Below are 17,695 nucleotides of genomic sequence, written 5' to 3' on the forward strand. Positions count from 1 at the left end.
GGATTATCCCACCGCGTTCAACAGGGCCGCCATCATGTCGTCGACGGTCTTCATCATGCGGGCCGATGCCTGATAGGTGTGTTCGAGATCGAGCATCAGCGACATTTCCTGGTCGACATTGACGCCTGTCGCATTGGACAGCGCCTCGGAGCTGCGCTGCGCCAGCGCCTCCTTCGCGTCGGCGGCAGTCGAAGCCTGCTGGCGCATGCCCTGGAGCCAGCCGATCGAATTGGCGGCGTAGTCGGAAACGCTGGACGTTGCCGAAATCCCGGCGGCGGGGTCGAATGTCATCGGCTGGTCGAGCCGGTCGCCATAGGCAACCAGAAGGTTGGAATAGGAAGCCCCGCCCGTGGTGTTGGCGACATAGGCAGCGCCATTGGCGCCGCCGTCGCGCAGCAATGTCGGATTGCCGCCGGCGCTCGGATCCATCGCCGCATTGATGCTGATCGTGCCGGCCAGGCCATTGACCAGCGTGCCCGCGGCTGGCACCGCGGGTGCGCCGGACCAGGTGAACAGGCCGGCGGCGTTGGGCATCGAGGGCGCGGTCTCGGCAAAGGCCGTGATCAGGCCGCGCGCGGTTTCGTCGAGCTGGCCCTGCATGGTCGAGGCGACGCTGTCGCGTAATTGCAGCAGGCCGGCAAGCTTGCCGCTGGCGCTGGTGTTGCCGCCGCTTCCCGCCGAGACCGGCACATTGTCGATATAGACGGTGTTGCCGGGGCTTCCGGCGGCATAGCCTGCCGATGGCGTGAAGCTCACCGTGCGCGGTATCGTCTCGAACAGCGTGGTGCCGTCACCCGTGGTGATCACCATGTCGTTGTCGCCACGCGTGAAGGTCGAGACCGGAACATAGTCCGCGATCTTCTTCAGCAGCGCGTCGCGCTGGTCGAGCGCATCGGAAACATCGGTGCCGGAACGGGTTCCGGAAATGACCGCCTGGTTGGCGTCCTGGAACTGGCTGAGCAGCGAGTTGAGATCCTTGACCGCCGTGTCGATCTGGCCGTCGGTCTGGGTGCGGAAATCCTGAATGGCCTGCGAGCCTTCATTCAGGGAACGCACGACCTGCTTGGCCGCGTCGATGACGCTGGAGCCGAGATTCTGGTTGGACGGCGAGGTGGCGTAGAGCTGCAGCTGCTGCTGCAGATTGGCGATGGCGGTCGAGGGCGAGGAGGCATTGTCGACGCCGTTGACCGACACGTCCAGCTGATCCATGCCGCTGTAGAGCGCGTTCTGACCGCTATACGCCGACAAGGCGCCGAGATTCTGCCGGAAGAGCAGGTCGTTGGTTGCGCGCTGGATATCAACCGAACGCGCGCCGGGCGCCGTGCTGGTGACGACGGCGATGCGGCGCGTATAGTCCGGGTTGGAGGCGTCCGAGACGTTGCGTGTAACAACGCTGGTCTGGCGCGCGGTACTCATAAGCGCCGATTGGGCGATGCTCAATGCGGAAGATAACGACATGCGGGTCTTTCACGGGCCACGCCCGGTTTTATCTCTTCAGGTTGACAAGGACGTCCATCAGGTCGGAACCAGTCTGGAAGACTTTCGAATTGGCGGTGTAGCTGCGCTGCGCCGCGATCATGTCGGTCAATTCCTCGGCGATGTCGACGTTGGAATTTTCGAGCGCGCCCGAGATGATCGAGCCGAGCTTGCCTTCATTGGCGAAGCCGACGCGGATCGCACCGGAATCGGTGCCTTGCGCATAGACGTTGCCGGGAAGGGCCTTGAGCTGGTCAGGGCTCTGCACGTCGGCCAGCGGAATCTTGTAGAGCGGCTTGGTGGAGCCGTCCTTGTACTGGGCGTAGATGGTGCCGTCCTTGCTGATCTGCACCTTGTCGATGGTGCTCGGCGCGTTGCCGTTGACCTGGGCGTCGGTAACGGTGAAGCCCGTCCCGAGCTGGGTCAGTGTCGACAGGTCGAGATTGAGGCTGGCGCCGCCCGGCACCGTAAATGAAACGCCGGTGGTGGCGCCGGTGAGCTTGCCGGTCGTGGTATCGAAGGTCAGGTTGGCCGTGCCGAGCGCGCCACCGGTGTAGGGGAACGATGTTCCAGGCGTCGCCTGCGACTGATCGAAAACCGCCACCTGCCAGGTGCCGGCGCCGGTGTTGGTGAAATAGACGTCGAGCAGCTTCTTGTTGCCGAGGTTGTCATAGGCGACCATCGACGATTTTGAGGTGTACTGCGCGGTGGCAGCGTTGGCACCGGGCAGGTTGGCGGCGACGACCGGTGTCGCACCTGCCGGCAGATTGCCGCTGAAACTACCCGTGGTGCTCGGGGTCGCGGTCAGTCCCTGGTCGGAGATGACGACCGGCTCCAGGCCTTCGAAGCCGTTGACCGTCGCCGCCGGCGTGCCATTGGCGTAGCTGTAGGCCATCAGCTGGAAACCGGCCGCATTGACCAGCCTGCCTTGTGCGTCGGGGACGAAGGCGCCGGCGCGGGTCAGGAAAGGTGTGCCGCCGGGATCCTGGACGACGAAGAAGCCATCACCGCTGACGGCAAGATCGGAAACCGAGGTCGTGTACTGAAGCACGCCCGGGTCGCTGACTGCCTGGCGGATCGTCGTGGTGACGCCGCCGGAATTATAGGCGCCGCCCGTCGACGGCATGATCAGCGTCGAAAATTCGGCGGAGGACCGCTTGTAACCGGTGGTATCGGAATTGGCGATGTTGTCGGCTGTCGTCGACAGGCGGTTGGCCTGTGCGTTCATGCCGGAAACGCCGGTCCGCATCATCCCGTAGAGGCTCATCGAAACGTCTCCGCTATGTCCATGCCACTGGCTTTGAGGCTACGCGTCCTGTCTTGCGCGAAGCTGGCGCGGCGCGGCATCAGAACACGAGCCGGTAGCCGAGGAAGCGTTTGGAATCGATCGGGTCGGTGCCCAGCTTCTCGCGCAGTTTCTTGCGTAATTTGCTGATGTGGCTTTCCACCACGTTCTCCTCGACCTCTTCGTCGAAGATGCCGTAGATGGCGTTGAAGACCTGGGTTTTGGTGACGCGGCGGCCACGGTTGCTCGCCAGATATTCGAGGATGCGGCGTTCGCGGCGCGGCAAGGGCAGCGGCTGGCCATCTATCTCGGGGTCGCGGCCGTCCATGAAGATGCGCATGGCGCCGATCTCGGTGTAGGCGACATCCTCATGGGCGCGGCGGCGGATGGCGGTGATGCGGGCCAGGATCTCTCTGATGTGGACGGGCTTGCGGATGACGTCGTCGACGCCGCTCTCGAACAACCGCAGCGTGTTCTCCAGCGAATGCTGTTCGCTGAGCGCAATGACCGGAGCGCCGGTGCGGTCGCGGATCTGGCGTGGAGAGATGGCGCCTTCGCGGCAGTCGCCGATCAGGAAGGCCCGCACCGAACGCAGGTCGGTGTCGGCGGCCGAGTTCACCCACTCGCCGAATTCGCCCGGCGCGAAGCCCGCACAGGCGACGCCTTCGCGATCAAAAAGTGAATTGTATCCCTCAGTTACGAGCTCTCGCTCGTCAACGATCACGATCATCGGCCCCGCCTTCCGAATCAGCACATCTGCCCCGTGGGGAAAGGCGTAACCGCTGGCGGGAAACCTGAACAACCGTCATTTCTTGTAACTAGTTTCTTGGGAGTCTGGAATCGCACCGGTTGCATCAGCGTGCAGCCAGATATGCTTGTCGTGGGAAGTTCTAGCCAAGTCAAAACCGCAATCCAAAAGCAGTGCGGTTGGCGTATTAGAAGCAGAAAATACGCTTACGGGTTGCAGAAGGAGCGGGCATTGGTCGTCCACTTGCCAAAACCGGTGGCAACCATGTTGGCGATCACCCTGCAGACATAGACCTTCTGCGCCGGGTCGTTGTCGGGACCGGCATGATAGCGGGCGACGGCCATCGACCAGGTTTCGTGGCGGGCATGGAGACTGGCCAGGAAACGCGCCGCGTAGTCGACGTTCTGGCGCGGGTCGAGCATGTCCTCGACACTGCGGAAATGCGAGGAATGATAGTGGTGGTTGATCTGCATGCAGCCGAGATCGATCAGTGTCTTGCCCTCGCGCTGCGCATTGGCGAAGGTCGCAAGCGCTTCGGCCCGACTCCGTGGGAAGACCGCTTTTCCTTCTATATTCAATGCATTAGGCTGAAGGCTGCCCTTCTTGCCGGTTTCGGTCAGGCCGACGGCATAGAGGATGCCGGCGGGCACGCCGTAACGGTCGGCGGCGCGCAGGATCTCTGGCTCGCAGGGATTGGGGGTGGCGGCGAGGGCAGCGTTCGCGAGGCTAGATAAACATATCGCCGCCAGCGCGCTCACGAGATGGCGAAGCGGCGCGGCCGAGTGCTTGCGCGTCATCATGGTTCCCCCTTGCGGACTGCTGGCCCGGTTGCTGGCCGCCGGCTCCACCGTTTCCACCGCTGGAGTTTCCGGGCTGGAACGAGGACTGGTCGCGGCCAGGCGCGGCGCTGAGCGAGGCGGTTGCATCAGCGCGGGTTGTAGCCGGAACGGCCACTGACGGTTGCATGATGGTCACCTTATCAACCTCGAAACCCAGCCCGCGTAGCGACTTGACGATTGCCTCGCTATCACTGGAAAGCCGGCGGTAGGCATCGTGTGTTTCAGGCTTCAATTCAATCGAGAGTTGTTCTCCCGAGAGGCGAAGGTGGGCCGTGACCATGCCCAGTTCGGCCGGGTGAAGTTCGATCTTCAACACATGTGTCGGAACGGCAACAGAACTGGCCAGCTGAGTGCTGGCGGAGGCCGTCGAAAAGGCCTGCTTCGGGCCAACATCGGCCGCTACGGCGTTGATTACGTTGAGCGCTGCCTGGCTCATCGGCGCCTGCGGCGGGGCCGGGAAGCTGCGCTCGGAAACCACGTCGACGCGCGCCTGCGCCGAGAACGGTTTTCCCGGCTCCGACCGCAACGAGGACTGGACGTCGGCGATGGACTTCAGCTGCTGCGCCGCCTGCTTCGGCTCAACGCCCGGCACATCGGCGGTTGCCGTGTCGGGCAGCGGGCCGGCGGCGATTGCATTGTCACGCCGCGGGGCGCCAGCGCCGGCATCGCGGACGGACTCGAGCTTCGTCAGCGGCCCGTCGACGAGCGACACCTGCTCTAGTTTAGACATCGGTTCGAGCTCGTCGTGCCCGGCGGCCGATGTCGCCCGATAGGCCTTCGGCAAAAGCTGACCCTTCGACTGGATCTGCCCGGCGAGCGCCGGTTGCTTTCCGGCTTCGCCTGCGTCGGCCGACTTGGCCGATGTCGAGAAATGGCGCAGGTCATGAAACGCCATCAGCAGAGGCAGATGGTCGTCGAGCGGCGTCGCGCCGGCGTCGGTCGCCGGCGTTTCGGTATCGGCGTCCTTGTCGGCCTCGACAGCCTTGCCGTCTTTTGCGGATTTCGCAGCCGTCGATCCGGTCGGCGTGGCCCTACCCTTGCCGGACGGCATCGGTTCGTCCTCGCCTGTCTGTGCCGCAAGGTCGGCGGCAAGTTTGCTCCAGCGCGGGTCTCGCATCCCGGCCTCGGCCGTCGGCTGCTTTTCCGCCTGGCTTGCGCCGCCATGCACCATCCTGCCGAAACCGGCATCATCCTTCTTGCCGGGCGCGGCCGGCTCCGCTGTGCGCGCGGTGGTAAATCCTGGCAGGGCCGGGCCGAGGCTGGGGGTCATTTCGGAGCGGCTCCAAGCATCTGGTCGATCAGGTCGAGCTGTCGACGGGTTTTCATCATGGCGGCGTCGGTCGGATCGGTCGTGTCGGGACCGGCGGAATTTGCCTGCGCCGAAGCCGGCAGGACCGTTGCCGCGTCGGCTGAAGGCGCCGGCGCGTTCGGCGCAGCGGCTACTGTTCCGCCGGATGGCGCGACGGCGGGCTGTTCGGACACGGCGCCCTCGACAGGCGGCAATCCGGCCTCGTCGGCGGTCTGCACGGCGGCGACTTCAGCTTTGGGCTGCGGTGCATCGGATGCAGGCGCCGGGGTCGCCGCTGGAGCGGAGGCAGGCGGCGCCACCATTTCACCAGCGATGGCCTGGGCGGCGTCGAGCAGGGCACGGTCACCGTCCGACAGCTTGCTGCGGTCGATCTTGCCGAGCTTGGCGCGCACATCCTCGGTCGTGTCCGAAGTCACAGTCGACAGGCTGGAATAGAGCAGGGCGCGCGGGTCGCCCTGATTGGTGCTGCCGTCGCGACCCTGTTCGGCCCGTGCCGAAGCGAAGGCCGACAATTCGCTGAGGCCGTCGATCGCGGCGCGGCGGGCGATACGCAGATAGATCACCTTCTCGCGCTCGGGATCCATCATCGCGGTGATATCGGCCAGCTTGTCCTGGCTGATCGACATGTGCAGCGTGATGACGCCGGAGACGAAGGAATCGGCGAACTGGCTGGCGTAGGGCGAATAGAGGTAGCGCTCGACATACTGGGTGGAGGCAAGCGCGAACCGCGCCGCGTCGCCTTGCGCCACGGCAATGCCGACCGAGCGCCGCAGCGCCGACTCCTCGACCAGCGTGCCAGGGCTGAGCAGCTTGGCCTCGTCGAGCAGCGTCAGCGCAGCCGCCGGCTCATCCGTCGCCATTAGCGATCCTTTGACCAGGGCAAGGAACGCGCCGAGATCGCCGGGCAGCGTCATTGGATCGATCGGCCTCAGGGCTTCGATAGCCTGGCCGGGCCGGCCGTTCAGATAGTCGATCACACCCTTGGCGATGGCGAGGTTCGCCGGATCCGTGGCGGCACGCGACACGGCGGCCTCCACGGTCACCGGATTGCCGCCGCTCATGCCGTAGACCAGCAGCGCGCGAAAATTCTTGGGGTCCTTGAAGTCCTGCGCATCCGCTTCGCGCAGGCGCGTATCGGTCATCTCGAGCAGCTTGGCCTGCATCGGCATCGCCGCGTGATCGCCAGCGGCGATGCGGTCCTGGACGAGCTGCAGCGAGCGCACCAGCTGGTAAGGCTGCAGCGCATCCTCTGCAAAGCCGGCCGACGGATAGCCAGCTGCCAGCAGCAACAGGCCCATCAGCCGGCTGGTGACGGTCGCCCGCTTCATCCGCCGTTCGCCATCAGGATCTCGATGCGGCGGTTGGCCGCCGACAGGGGATCGGCCGGATCCTTCGGCTGGCGGTCGGCGAAGCCGGCGACCTCGGTGATGCGGCGTTCGTCGACGCCGCCGCGCACGAGCATGTAGTAGGCGGAATGCGCGCGCGCCGTCGACAGCCGCCAATTGTCATAGCTGGCGCTGCGGAAGGGGCGCGCATCGGTGTGGCCGTTGATGCTGATGGTGCCCTTCTGGCTGTTGATGATGCGGCCGATCTTTTCCATCGCCAACACGAGTTCGCGGCTCGGCACCGCCGATCCGACTTCGAACATGCCGAAGTCGAGCTGATCGGTGATCGAAATGACGACGCCCTTGTCGGTGGCTTCGACCGAGACGCCGTCGTGCAGCTTGTCGCCAGGCTTGAAGGCATCGGCCAGCTGCCGCTTGACGTCGGCCGCGGCCTTCAGCGCAGCGGCGGTCGGCGGCTTTTGCCCGGCTTCAGGCGCGGTCGTCTCTTGCGCGGCGGCTGCGGCTTCCGCCTTGGCTGCGGCCACGGCCTTGCTGTCTCCAGCCTTGGCATCACCGTCCTTGGCACTGCCGGCTTTGGTTTCGCTGGCCATGGTTACGTCGGCCTTCGTATCGCCCACTTTGGGCATCGCTGCTGCGGCGTCCTTGCCATCCGCGGCCAGGGGCTCGAGCGGGGCGTCCTTGACGGGCGGCGGCGGCGGCACGGCCTTGACCTTGGCGACCTGCGTCTCGGCGGCCTTGTCGCCTGATTTGAGTGGATCGCCCTCGATCTTGGGGCGTTGCGCACTCGCCTCGGCGGCGGGCGTGGCGACCTGCTGCGACCAGAAATCGGGTTCGAAGGGATCGCGATAGGACGCACCGCCCGAGGCCCCCGTTGCCGGACCGGCGCTCTGCGCGCCGCCATCGCCCTTCTGGCTGACGTTCTGCATGACGCCGGTGTCGGTGGCGATTTCGGAGAGCACGGCGTAAGGGTCGGCGAACAGATGATCGTCGGTTTGTTGCGATTCTTGCTTGTCTTTCTTGGCGTCGGAAGAGCCCGCGTCACCGCTACCAGCCTGGCCGGGTTTGGCTTTCGTCTGTTGCGGTTTGTCGGCCGTCGAGCCAATGGCGCTTGGCCCGTCGCCCAAGTCCTCCAGCCCCTTGCGACTTGAATTGCGGTCGACCAGTTTCACTGGGTTGAAGTAGCTGGCGACGGCCGCCTTGGTCTGTTCGTTGGCGGCGTTGATTAGCCACATCACCAGGAAGAAGCACATCATGGCGGTCATGAAGTCGGCGAAGGCAATCTTCCAGACGCCGCCATGATGGGCTTCGTCGTGGTCATCATGAGCCCGCCGCACGATGATGATCTCGTGCCTGCCGTGATCGGCCTCGGCGACACTCATGACAAGACCTCGGAAAGGGTTACCGCCCATTCGGCCATGCGTGTTTCGAACACGGCCTCGTCAATGGTCACCGTCAGGTCGAAGCCGGGCGCCTCGATGAAGTCGAGATTTGCTATGCGTGGCCCAAGCGATGCCTTCAGCGTTTCGAACATCGACAGCGGTCCGCGCACCGCGATGCGCACCGCTTCGCCATCGCCGACAGCTTCGCGAATCGCACCGGCAAGCGCCTCGAGCGAGCGCTTCTGCAGATCGTCGCTGACAACGCCGCCTATGATGCGGGCGACCGTGGCGGCGACGAGGTCCGTCACGCGCGTCTCCATGGCATCGATGCGCAGCGAGACCGCCTTGCCGATATCGCCGCCGAAGCTTTCGAGAAAACCCCTTGCTTCCTCGGCATTCGCCTGGCGCTCCGCTTCCAAGGCCGCGTCATGGGCAGCGACAAGGCGTTCCGCCAGCGTTGCCTCCGCCTGGGCAACCGCCTCGGCGATCAGCGTGCCGATGTCAGCCTTCGGTGCGGATGCTTCCGGCCTGTGGTCGGCCGCGGGCTGGGGCTGGCTGACGCGCGGCGCGCGCGTGCCGAAATCAGGGAGAAGATCGAAAAGGGCTGCGGAGGCCATGGTTTACGCCGCGACTTCCTGGGCCGCCCATTTGCGCAGGATCTGCGCGGTGCGCTCCTCATTGAGGTCGACCATGCGGGCAAGCCGTTCCTGTGGCGCAGGCCTGATCTTCTGGCGAAGATCATCGAGCGCATTGGCGCCGGGCCGCGAGTTGGGCAAGGCGCCCATGGCGGCACCAGCATCGGCGGCAGCCGCTGCCTCCGGTGTCGGCAGCGAACGCTGGACTTCATCGAAATTGGGACCCGGCAAAGCGGGCGTTGCCTTCGCCGTCAGCGCCGCCGCCATCGGCCGCAGGCCGAAGAAGGCGACCAGGAAGACGACGACGATGAAGGCGCCGGCGTTGATCAGCGTGCCAGCGTGCTGGCCGATGGAATCCAGCATTCCCGCCTGCGGAATCGCCTCGCCATCCAGCCCGTCGATGAATTCGACCGCCGAGACGTCGATCATGTCGCCGCGCTTGTCGTCGAAGCCAGTGGCAGAGGTCACCATCTTCTGGATTTCGGCGACGCGCTTGGCGATCTGCTCCGGGGTGGCGTCCTTGCCAAGGATCGCCTTCAGCCGATCCTGGTTGACGACGACGGCGATCGACATCTTGGTGACGGTGTAGCCGTTGGAGACGGTGGCGATCTTCTTGGAGTTGATCTCGTAATTGGTGATCTCTTCCTTGCGGTCATTTGCCGAAGAGGTTTGCGGACCCTCGGTGCTGGTCGCCTGGGTCTCCGGCAGGTTCTGCTCGACGCTTGCCGGGGTCGAAGCCTGCTTCTGGTTGCTGTTTTCATTGGCGCGCACAGATTGCACCGAGCGTTCGACGCGGGAATTCGGATCGAAGATCGTTTCTTCGGTCTGGCGGGTGTCGGTGTTGACCTCGGCCTTGACGCTGGCACGGAAATTGTCCGGGCCGAGATAGGCAGTCAGCGCGCGGCGGATGTTGTCGCCGATCTGCGCTTCCACGGTCTGCTCGACGCCGAGCGTGCGGGCGGCACTGGTGTTGGACGGGTCGTCGCCGGCTGCCAGCAAATTGCCGTTGGAATCAAGCACGGTCACCTTGTCGGCCGACAGGCCGGGAACGGCGGCGGCCACGAGATGGCGGATCGACATGGCGCTTTTCTCGGCGTCGATGCCGGCATAGCGGATGACGACGGATGCGGAAGGCTGCTGCTCGTCGCGGCGGAAATTGGCGCGCTCGGACATGACGATGTGGACGCGCGCCGCCTTGATGCCTGATATCGACTGGATGGTGCGGGCGATCTCGCCTTCCAGTGCACGCACCCGCGTAATCTGCTGCATGAACGAGGTCAGGCCCATCGCGCCGACATTGTCGAACAGTTCGTAGCCGGCATTGGCGCTGGTCGGCAGCCCCTTCTCGGCAAGCAGCATGCGCGCCTGCGCCGTGGTGCCGGCCGGCACCAGCACGGAGGTTCCGTCGGCGCCGACGTCGAAGCCGATGCCGGCCTCGCCCAGCACCAGGCCGATCTGGTTCACGTCGGAACGATCAAGGCCGACATAGAGCGTGTCGTAGGCCGGGCGGTTGAGGTAGACCGAGGCGATGCCGATGACGCCCATCACCAGAACGGCGATGCCCGCCAGCATGGCGAGGCGCTTCACACCAAAACCGCGGAGGTTAGAGATGATGCTCTGGATCTGTTCCGGCACGATAGAGCGACTCCCAGCATGATTGTCCGCCGGAACAGTAGCCCTCGAAGCTTGTGCGAAAATGAAATCAGGCCGCGCTTGCGGCGCGGCCCGTGTAGGTATCTGTCAGTTGCGGCCGGATTAGCCGTTCTTGAACAGCGACAGGATCGACTGCGACGAGCTGTTGGCGATCGACAGCGACTGGATGCCGAGCTGCTGCTGCACCTGCAGCGCCTGCAGGCGGGTCGATTCCTTGTTCATGTCGGCATCGACGAGCTGGCCGACACCGCGGTCGATGGAGTCCATGAGGCTCTGCGTGAAGGTCTTCTGCAAGTCGATCGAGCTCTTGGCCGAGCCGAGGATGGTGGCTGAGTCGGTCAACTGGCTCATGACCTTGTCGATCTTGCCAACCATCTGGGTGATGATGTCGTCGGTCACGCCGGGCGCGGTGATGTCGAGATTGTAGGCTGAGACGTTGTCGATCCTGGGCACCGCCGCCCCCGCCGCGGCCTGGCCAGCGGTGTTGGCGGCAATGTCCGTGGAGCCGCCGGCGAGCGCGGTGGCATAGGCGTTGTCGTACAGGCTCTGGGCGGCGGCTGTGGAATAGACTGAGGTCTGGCGGTCCAGCGTGCCTTGGTTCTTGACGTCCGTGGCAAGGCCGGAATCGAACAGCTTGGTGCTCTCGACATTGATGTCGATCGTTCCGAGCGAGATGGCGCCCGACGAGGAGCGGTTGAAGGACGAGACGATCTTGGCGTCGGGCTGGACGCCATCATTGGGGGCGGCAACCTGCGTTGACGTCACCGAAAGGAAGTTCGAACCCGAGAAGGTTGCGGCGTCGGCGAAGGACTTCATCTGCGCCTGCAGTGCCGTGATTTCGGTCTGCGTCTTTGCCTTGGCGGCAGCCGTCTGGCCAATGGTGGAGAGCAACTTGGTCTTGATCTTGCCGATCGTATCCAGCGCATTGTTCATGCCGGTATAGGCGGTGTCGACCTTCGAGGCGCCGAGGCCGAGCGCATCCTGCACCGTTGACAGCGCCTGGTTGTCGGAGCGCATCGTCGTGGCGATCGACCAGTAGGCGGCGTTGTCGGAGGCCTCGGAGACCCTGTAGCCGGTCGATATGCGAGCCTCTGTCTGCTGAAGCGATTTGTTGGTGGCGTTGAGGCTTTGAAGTGCGGTCAACGCCGCAGCGTTTGTCATGATGCTCGCCAAGAAACTCGCTCCTTTTTCAGACCGGTCTTTCTCAAAAACCGGTGTTGCCCTCGCGAGCCGCTGGCCCGCCCATCGATTGCCGTCGACCGACCGGGCCGATTCGCCAATCCGTTGTAAGCTTTTGGTTAACCATGACTAGCGCGTTATGGTTAACGGCCTGTTAAAGGCCCGCTTTCGAGGGTTAAGAAACGAGGGTTGCGCGTGGCTGGAGCAAACGTAAAACGGGCCGCGCTTTTGGCGCGGCCCGATGTCATAGTGCGAACTACGCGTCAGCGAAGTCGATTAGCGGAAGAGCGACAGGATCGACTGCGAGGAGCCGTTGGCGATCGACAGCGCCTGGACGCCGAGCTGCTGCTGAACCTGCAGGGCCTGGAGGCGGGTCGATTCCTTGTTCATGTCGGCATCAACGAGCTGGCCGACACCGCGATCGATGGAGTCCATCAGGCTCGAGGTGAAGGTCTTCTGCAGGTCGATGGAGCTCTTGGCGGCGCCGAGCTTGGTCGCGGCGGTCGTCATGTCCTTGAGTGCGGCGTCGACGACGTTCATCTGCTGCGCGATCTGAGTATCGCTGGCGGCAACGCCACCCCCGAAGATTTTTAGCGTGGCAACCGAATAGGTGTCGGTAGCAGCTGCAGCGGCGCCCAGCGTTGGGGTAGAGGCCGTCGTAACCGCAGCCCCTGTGGTGCCGAGGCGGTCTGTGTCAAGAATGCCCTTGGCGGTCGGCGCGGCACCGGCATCGTAGAGCTTGATGCTTTCCACATTGACGTCGATCGTGCTGACCGAAGCAGCGCCGGTGGCGTCACGGTTGAAGGCCGAAACGATTTTCACGTCGGCAGCCGTGCCCGAGGCAGTGGAAACCGAAAGCATGTTGGTGCCGGAGAAGGTGGCGCCATCGGCATAGGACTTCAACTGCGCCTGGAGGGCAGCGATTTCCACCTGGGTCTTTTCCTTGGAGGCATCGGTCTGACCGTAGGACGACAGCAGCTTGGTCTTGATCTGGTTGATGGTGTCGATCGCGCTGTTCATGCCGGTGTAGGCGGTGTCGACTTTCGAAGCACCGAGGCCGAGTGCGTCCGAAACGGTCGACATGGCCTGGTTGTCCGAGCGCATCGTGGTGGCGATCGACCAGTAAGCGGCGTTGTCGGAAGCCTGGGAAACGCGATAGCCCGTCGAGATGCGGGCCTGGGTGGTGTCGAGGTTCTTCTGGGTGGCGCTCAAGCTCTGCAGAGCGGTCAACGCCGAGGCGTTGGTCATGATACTGGCCATGGCTACTCGTACCTTGTTTTTACAGGTGTTTTTGGCATACCGGATTGTCCGGTATGACGGAGCGGCATCATGCCAATGACCGTTGCGTTTGGGTCACCCGCCATCTGCGAGCGACTATGGCGGCGAGTTCCTACCAAAGGGCTAAATCGGACGGTTAATCGAAAATAATTCCAGAAAAAATCGACGACGTCTCGCGCTCCCGGTTCTTACGGGCAGCGTCGCGATGGGCCGATACGGCGAGGTCAGTTGAAGGAGCGCACCAGGCTGCCGACGAGCAGATTCCAGCCGTCGATCAGGACGAAGAACAGGATCTTGAACGGCAGCGACACCACGGTCGGCGGCAGCATCATCATGCCCATCGCCATGGTGATGGTGGCGACGATTAGGTCGATGACCAGGAACGGCAGCACGATCAGGAAGCCGATCTCGAAGCCGCGCCTGATCTCGGAGATCATGAAGGCCGGCACCAGGATGCGCAGGTCGACCGTCTCCTTGGCAACGACCTGGCCGCGCTCGCGGGCGAGGTCTGCGAAGAGATCGAAGTCCTTGTCACGCACATTGTGCAGCATGAAGGTGCGGAACGGATCGGAGATCTTCTCGAAAGCCTCGGTCTGGCTGATCTGGTTGTCCATCAGCGGCTTGACGCCGGTGTTCCAGGCCTGATCGAAGGTCGGCGCCATGACATAGAACGTCATGAACAGCGACAGCGAAATCAGGATGAGGTTTGCCGGCGTCGACTGCAGGCCGATGCCGGCACGCAGGATCGAGAAGGCGATGACGAAGCGGGTGAAGCTCGTCACCATGATCAGCAGCCCCGGCGCCACCGACAGCACGGTCAGCAGGCCGAACATCTGGATGATGTAGCCGACGGTGGTGCCATCGGCCTTGCCGATGCCGCCGAGGTCCAGCTGCTGCGCCGCCGCGATCGATGTGGCGGCGCCGATCAGCGCCGCGGCGAGAAGGAACTTCTTCATTCGAGCAGCAATGTCCTGATGAGAACCTGTTTGGCGTGCCCTTGGCTGCGGATCGAGGCGCGTTCCTCGAGATCGGCTTTCAGGTGCTGGTAACCGCTGGCGCCCTCGATCTGATGCATCTTCAGCGTGCGCACGAAGGCCAGAAGGTCCTGATGGATGTCCTCCGTCATCGCCGGCGGCTGCGGCGCGTCGTAGACCACGGATACTTCCATCCTGATCCAGGTGTCGGCGGGTGAGGCGATATTGGTGGTGATCGGCGCCAGTGCGACGACGGTCGGCCCTGCGCCAGGCTCATGTGCGGCGGCGGGCTCGACAGGCTTGCCCTCATTTTCAGGCGCAACCGGCACCGATGACGGTGCGTCGACGCCCTTGAGATAGCCGCCGGACATCCAACCCATGCCGATGGCGGCGGCCGTCACCACCAGCAGCATGGCGCCCTGGACGACAAGGGAAGGACCCTTGCGAGGCTGAAGCTGTTCGACATTGGCCACGGTGCTTTGTTCCCCAATCCCTAGAACGGAAGAACCTGGTCGAGAACCTGCTGGCCGTAGGCCGGCTGCTGGATCTCGGTGATTCGGCCGCGTCCGCCATAGGAGATGCGCGCCTCGGCGATGCGCTCGTAAGGGATCGTGTTCTCGCCGCCGATATCGGCGGGCCTGACGATGCCGGCGATGGTCAGCACCCGCAGTTCGGCGTTGACGCGCACTTCCTGCGAGCCTCTGATCATCAGGTTGCCGTTGGGCAGGACGTCCGTGACGATGGCGGCGACATTGAGTTCGAGGGTCTCCGATCGCTTGATCTCGCCGTCCGCGGTAGTGTCCGTGCCGGAACTGAGCGCGCCAGAGCCCTTGCCAGCGGTACTCAGCTTGTCCCATTGCGCGCTGATGTCGTAGCCGAGCTTGCGGTTGGCGGTGCGGCTCCGGTCGTTCTGGTTCTTGAAATTGGCCCTGTCGTTGATCGAGATCTTGACAGTGAGAATGTCGCCTTGCGACAGTGCCCGCGGGTCGGTGAACAGCCGGCTCTGGCGGTCGTTCCACAGCGAGAATTTCCTTACCGGTGCAGTTGGCGGTTCCGGATAGAGCGAGCCAGTGGTGCCGTCGCTCACGCCGGAGCCGACAGGCGACAGTGCCGGTTCCTTGCCGACTTGGCGCAGGTCCGTGCCACAGCCCGACAGCATCGCGACCGCGCACAAGATGAGCGTTTTGCGGATCATGACGGATCTACCCTTCGGGCTGCGCTGGCCATGATGCCGGTGAGCGTCGCCGCCGCCTTCTGGTCCATTTCGTTGAGAATGACGCTGGCCTTGCGTGAATCGAGCTTCATCAGGATGGCCGCGGCCAGATCGGCATTGACGATCGCCAGGCGTTCGGCCGCCGCATCAGGCTTCATGCCGGCATAGATCTTGACAACGCCGTCCTCGGCTCGAGCGAGGAAGACTTCGCGCCGCTTCAGCCAGGTCTCATATTCGGCCTTCTTCGCGTCCAGCGCTTTCATGCGTTCGTCGATGCCGGCCTGGAGCTGCTTCAACTCTTCCGCCTGCAAGGCATAGCGGCGGTCGCGCGCGGCGTCGGCTATGTTGGAGCAGAAGCGCTCGATCTCGCTCTGATCCGGCGCTTTCTCCTTCGTCAGTTGCTGAGGCGCCACCGCGGGCTGCGCTCCGGGCAGAACCTGGCGAACGACATCCTCGGCGCGTGCGCTGCCGATTGAAACAGACATTGCCGCGAGAGCCGTGGCCCCGAACAGGATTGCGCGGGGGCGGCGTCTTTCATGGGATGAGAGGGAGTGGATCATCGGCATCGCCTATTGGAGAACCAGATCGGCTTGCAGGGCGCCGGCCGACTTGATGCCTTGCAGGATGGCAATGATGCCATCCGGCTTGACGCCGAGGCGGTTGAGGCCGGAAACCAGGGTTTGCAGGTCGGGTCCGTCGAGCACCGCGACGCGGCCATTCGGCCGGCTGGCGTCGATGGCGGTGAACGGTTCGACGGCGGTTTCGCCCTTGGAGAAGGGTTCAGGCTGCACGACGCGCGGCGCTTCCGTTATGCGCACCGTCAGCGTGCCGTGGCTGATGGCGACGCGCGATATCTTGACGTCATTGCCGATGACGATGGTGCCGGTGCGCTCGTCGATGACGACACGGGCCGGCGTATCGGATTCGACCACCAGGTTTTCGATCTCGGCATAGAAGCGCGCGGCCGAGACATTCCTCGGCCTTCTGATCTGGACGGTGCGGGAATCGCGCTCGGCCGCCACGCGCATGCCGAAGCGCTGGCTGGTGTAGTCGTTGATGGCGTCGGCGATGCGGATGGCAGTCGAAAAATCGGGATTGCGCAACTGCAGCGTCAGCGTTGACTGGTCGTCGAATTCGGCTTTCACCTGCCGCTCGACGATGGCGCCGTTCGGCACGCGGCCGGCGGTCGGCACGCCTTGCGTCAGTTGCTGGGCCTGACCTTGGGCGATGAAGCCGGAAACGATGACCGCGCCCTGGCCGACGGCATAAATCTCGCCGTCCGCCGCCTTGAGCGGCGTCATGATCAGCGTGCCGCCGGCAAGCGAGGTGGCGTCGCCCATCGAGGAGACGTCGATGTCGATGCGGGCACCCGACTGCACATAGGGGGGCATATTGGCGGTGACGATGACGGCGGCGACGTTCTTGGCGCGCGCGCTGCCGCCTTCGGTGGCGATGCCGAGATTCTCCAGCATGGCGCGGATCGACTGCTCGGTGAACGGCGAATTGCGCAGGCTGTCACCCGAGCCGGCGAGGCCGATGACAAGACCGTAGCCGACCAGCTGGTTGTCGCGCGAACTCTGCAGCTGGGCGATGTCCTTGATGCGCGAGGCGACCTGGCCGGGCGGCAGCGAGCTTGGCCCGGGCGAAACGCGGAACATGCGTGTGGTGGTCGCCGGATCATATTCCGGATCGTTGTCGACGCCGCCGTTCCTGGCGGCGAGTTCGCGCTTGGCCTTCGGCGTCAGGCCGTCGGCCAGAGCCGGCTGCAGGCCGAGGGTGGCCGCGAGCAGAAGGGCAAGCAGGCCCATCATGAAGCGCTGACCTGGATGGTTCCGTCGGCCATAACGGTGCCGGATAGGATCTTGCCGCTGTCGCTGTTGCGAACCTTGATGAGGTCGCCGGCCGAACCCGGCTGCAAGGTCACGGCAGTGGCCGAGATCGTCAGTCCGCCGGCGATGAAGAAGACCTGCACGGCGGCACCCTGTTCGACCAGCCAGGCCTCGCGGATGGCGGCTGACGGAATGTAGCGTCCGGGCAGCAGCGTGCGCTTGGCGATCTTGCCTTGAAGCTCCTCGGAGCGGGTCGCCATGGCGTCGGGCTTGTGCTTCCCCGGTATGAGGGTCACCTGTTTCAGCGCGGTGAGCTCGATGGTCTCGCCGGGATAGATGACACGGTTGGGGATCAGCACGACCTCGCCGACAGGCTGATTGCTGGCGATCTGCGTTGCCGATTGGCCAGTTGTGGATTGGCCAGTTGTGGATTGGCCAGTTGTGGATTGGCTTGTCGATTCCTGGGCGAAAGCCGGCATGCCGCCGGCCACCAGCGCAAGGATCAGCGCGGCGCGGCGGAATGCGGAGCAGGAGATCGGCATGGCCATCGTC

Annotated in this window: 17 protein-coding genes; all 17 read right to left on the reverse strand. The window is 64.2% G+C overall.

Features of this window, described 5'->3' with window-relative positions:
• Positions 1 to 3 precede the first annotated feature (3 nt).
• The 17 genes from flgK to flgA all read right to left on the reverse strand — a co-directional run bounded on the left by flgK (position 4) and on the right by flgA (position 17,691).
• A complete protein-coding gene (gene flgK / locus HGP13_RS10060) occupies positions 4 to 1,458 on the reverse strand; it encodes a flagellar hook-associated protein FlgK (RefSeq protein ID WP_172224701.1) in 1,455 nt (484 codons plus the stop codon).
• Positions 1,459 to 1,486: 28 nt separating this feature from the next.
• Positions 1,487 to 2,743, reverse strand: a complete 1,257-nt coding sequence (locus HGP13_RS10065; protein ID WP_172224704.1) for a flagellar hook protein FlgE — start codon at positions 2,741 to 2,743, stop codon at positions 1,487 to 1,489.
• A gap of 79 nt (positions 2,744 to 2,822) precedes the next feature.
• Positions 2,823 to 3,491 (reverse strand): response regulator transcription factor, encoded by a 669-nt coding sequence (locus HGP13_RS10070; RefSeq protein WP_019860967.1) that lies wholly within the window; start codon positions 3,489 to 3,491, stop codon positions 2,823 to 2,825.
• Positions 3,492 to 3,715: 224 nt separating this feature from the next.
• Entirely contained in the window at positions 3,716 to 4,306 is a 591-nt protein-coding gene (locus HGP13_RS10075) for a transglycosylase SLT domain-containing protein (RefSeq protein WP_172234661.1), read from the reverse strand.
• Complete coding sequence (locus HGP13_RS10080) at positions 4,236 to 5,618, reverse strand: flagellar hook-length control protein FliK (RefSeq protein ID WP_172224707.1); 1,383 nt, start codon at positions 5,616 to 5,618, stop codon at positions 4,236 to 4,238. Before HGP13_RS10080 ends, HGP13_RS10075 begins: the two co-directional genes overlap by 71 nt.
• Positions 5,615 to 6,985, reverse strand: coding sequence for a chemotaxis protein MotC (locus HGP13_RS10085; protein WP_172224710.1), 1,371 nt, complete (start codon positions 6,983 to 6,985; stop codon positions 5,615 to 5,617). Before HGP13_RS10085 ends, HGP13_RS10080 begins: the two co-directional genes overlap by 4 nt.
• A complete protein-coding gene (locus HGP13_RS10090; protein ID WP_172224713.1) occupies positions 6,982 to 8,382 on the reverse strand; it encodes a MotB family protein in 1,401 nt (466 codons plus the stop codon). The genes HGP13_RS10085 and HGP13_RS10090 overlap by 4 nt, the downstream gene beginning before the upstream one ends.
• Positions 8,379 to 8,999 carry a hypothetical protein gene (locus HGP13_RS10095; protein ID WP_172224716.1) on the reverse strand — a complete coding sequence of 207 codons (621 nt, stop codon included), beginning with the start codon at positions 8,997 to 8,999 and terminating at the stop codon, positions 8,379 to 8,381. The genes HGP13_RS10090 and HGP13_RS10095 overlap by 4 nt, the downstream gene beginning before the upstream one ends.
• 3 nt (positions 9,000 to 9,002) lie before the next feature.
• Positions 9,003 to 10,652, reverse strand: a complete 1,650-nt coding sequence (fliF, locus tag HGP13_RS10100; RefSeq protein WP_172224719.1) for a flagellar basal-body MS-ring/collar protein FliF — start codon at positions 10,650 to 10,652, stop codon at positions 9,003 to 9,005.
• A gap of 120 nt (positions 10,653 to 10,772) precedes the next feature.
• Positions 10,773 to 11,843 carry a flagellin gene (locus HGP13_RS10105; RefSeq protein WP_172224722.1) on the reverse strand — a complete coding sequence of 357 codons (1,071 nt, stop codon included), beginning with the start codon at positions 11,841 to 11,843 and terminating at the stop codon, positions 10,773 to 10,775.
• 282 nt (positions 11,844 to 12,125) lie between these two features.
• The gene (locus HGP13_RS10110; protein ID WP_172224725.1) at positions 12,126 to 13,109 is read right to left on the reverse strand and encodes a flagellin; all 984 of its coding nucleotides are present in this window, start codon (positions 13,107 to 13,109) and stop codon (positions 12,126 to 12,128) included.
• 242 nt (positions 13,110 to 13,351) lie between these two features.
• Entirely contained in the window at positions 13,352 to 14,083 is a 732-nt protein-coding gene (gene fliP / locus HGP13_RS10115) for a flagellar type III secretion system pore protein FliP (protein ID WP_027045485.1), read from the reverse strand.
• Entirely contained in the window at positions 14,080 to 14,574 is a 495-nt protein-coding gene (locus HGP13_RS10120) for a flagellar basal body-associated FliL family protein (protein ID WP_172224728.1), read from the reverse strand. Before HGP13_RS10120 ends, fliP begins: the two co-directional genes overlap by 4 nt.
• 20 nt (positions 14,575 to 14,594) lie before the next feature.
• Positions 14,595 to 15,296 carry a flagellar basal body L-ring protein FlgH gene (gene flgH / locus HGP13_RS10125; RefSeq protein ID WP_172224731.1) on the reverse strand — a complete coding sequence of 234 codons (702 nt, stop codon included), beginning with the start codon at positions 15,294 to 15,296 and terminating at the stop codon, positions 14,595 to 14,597.
• Positions 15,293 to 15,880 (reverse strand): MotE family protein, encoded by a 588-nt coding sequence (locus tag HGP13_RS10130; RefSeq protein WP_172224734.1) that lies wholly within the window; start codon positions 15,878 to 15,880, stop codon positions 15,293 to 15,295. Before HGP13_RS10130 ends, flgH begins: the two co-directional genes overlap by 4 nt.
• A 3-nt stretch (positions 15,881 to 15,883) precedes the next feature.
• Complete coding sequence (locus tag HGP13_RS10135) at positions 15,884 to 16,972, reverse strand: flagellar basal body P-ring protein FlgI (RefSeq protein WP_246707437.1); 1,089 nt, start codon at positions 16,970 to 16,972, stop codon at positions 15,884 to 15,886.
• A 149-nt stretch (positions 16,973 to 17,121) separates the two neighbouring features.
• Positions 17,122 to 17,691 (reverse strand): flagellar basal body P-ring formation chaperone FlgA, encoded by a 570-nt coding sequence (flgA, locus tag HGP13_RS10140; RefSeq protein ID WP_172224740.1) that lies wholly within the window; start codon positions 17,689 to 17,691, stop codon positions 17,122 to 17,124.
• Between the last annotated feature and the right edge of the window lie 4 nt (positions 17,692 to 17,695).

Source organism: Mesorhizobium sp. NZP2077, from assembly GCF_013170805.1.
In the GTDB taxonomy this organism is placed as follows: Bacteria; Pseudomonadota; Alphaproteobacteria; order Rhizobiales; family Rhizobiaceae; genus Mesorhizobium.

Excerpts from the sequence above, each read along its gene's own strand:
- flgA (WP_172224740.1), bottom strand. The coding sequence starts at position 17,691 with ATGGCCATGCCGATCTCCTGCTCCGCATTCCGCCGCGCCGCGCTGATC.
- flgK (WP_172224701.1), bottom strand. The coding sequence starts at position 1,458 with ATGTCGTTATCTTCCGCATTGAGCATCGCCCAATCGGCGCTTATGAGT.
- flgH (WP_172224731.1), bottom strand. The coding sequence starts at position 15,296 with ATGATCCGCAAAACGCTCATCTTGTGCGCGGTCGCGATGCTGTCGGGC.
- HGP13_RS10090 (WP_172224713.1), bottom strand. The coding sequence starts at position 8,382 with ATGAGTGTCGCCGAGGCCGATCACGGCAGGCACGAGATCATCATCGTG.
- HGP13_RS10095 (WP_172224716.1), bottom strand. The coding sequence starts at position 8,999 with ATGGCCTCCGCAGCCCTTTTCGATCTTCTCCCTGATTTCGGCACGCGC.
- HGP13_RS10110 (WP_172224725.1), bottom strand. The coding sequence starts at position 13,109 with ATGGCCAGTATCATGACCAACGCCTCGGCGTTGACCGCTCTGCAGAGC.
- HGP13_RS10075 (WP_172234661.1), bottom strand. The coding sequence starts at position 4,306 with ATGACGCGCAAGCACTCGGCCGCGCCGCTTCGCCATCTCGTGAGCGCG.
- HGP13_RS10065 (WP_172224704.1), bottom strand. The coding sequence starts at position 2,743 with ATGAGCCTCTACGGGATGATGCGGACCGGCGTTTCCGGCATGAACGCA.
- HGP13_RS10070 (WP_019860967.1), bottom strand. The coding sequence starts at position 3,491 with ATGATCGTGATCGTTGACGAGCGAGAGCTCGTAACTGAGGGATACAAT.
- HGP13_RS10085 (WP_172224710.1), bottom strand. The coding sequence starts at position 6,985 with ATGAAGCGGGCGACCGTCACCAGCCGGCTGATGGGCCTGTTGCTGCTG.
- HGP13_RS10135 (WP_246707437.1), bottom strand. The coding sequence starts at position 16,972 with ATGTTCCGCGTTTCGCCCGGGCCAAGCTCGCTGCCGCCCGGCCAGGTC.
- HGP13_RS10080 (WP_172224707.1), bottom strand. The coding sequence starts at position 5,618 with ATGACCCCCAGCCTCGGCCCGGCCCTGCCAGGATTTACCACCGCGCGC.
- HGP13_RS10130 (WP_172224734.1), bottom strand. The coding sequence starts at position 15,880 with ATGCCGATGATCCACTCCCTCTCATCCCATGAAAGACGCCGCCCCCGC.
- fliP (WP_027045485.1), bottom strand. The coding sequence starts at position 14,083 with ATGAAGAAGTTCCTTCTCGCCGCGGCGCTGATCGGCGCCGCCACATCG.